The 343-nt window shown below is 71.1% G+C and carries 1 protein-coding gene; it reads left to right on the top strand.

All coding sequences use genetic code 11. The annotated features are described in order from the left end of the window. On the top strand, positions 1-343 hold a 343-nt coding region (locus ACPCUW_RS35220; RefSeq protein ID WP_423429703.1), incomplete at both ends, for a 2-oxo acid dehydrogenase subunit E2.

Below are 343 nucleotides of genomic sequence, written 5' to 3'. Positions count from 1 at the left end.
CGCGCCAACCCCGCCGTCAACGTCTCCTTCGCCGGCGACACCCTGCGCCGCCACCACGGCATCCACCTCGGCGTCGCCGTCGCCACCCCCGCCGGCCTGCTCGTCCCCGTCATCCGCGACGCCGACCGCAAACCCGTCTCGGCCATCGCCGCCGAAACCCGCGACAAAGCCGAACGCGCCCGCGACCGCAAACTCCGCGCCGAGGAAATGACCGGCGGCACCTTCACCATCTCCAACCTCGGCATGTACGGCATCGAACACTTCACCGCCGTCATCAACCCACCCGAAGCCGCCATCCTCGCCATCGGCGCCGCCACCGACGAACTCCGCCTCGACGGCGACG

Origin of the sequence: Nocardia sp. AB354 (assembly GCF_049538315.1) — a bacterium.
Lineage (GTDB): Bacteria > Actinomycetota > Actinomycetes > Mycobacteriales > Mycobacteriaceae > Nocardia > Nocardia nova.
The sequence above is the reverse complement of the archived record's forward strand: the minus strand, read 5'-3'. Positions and strand labels throughout refer to the sequence as shown.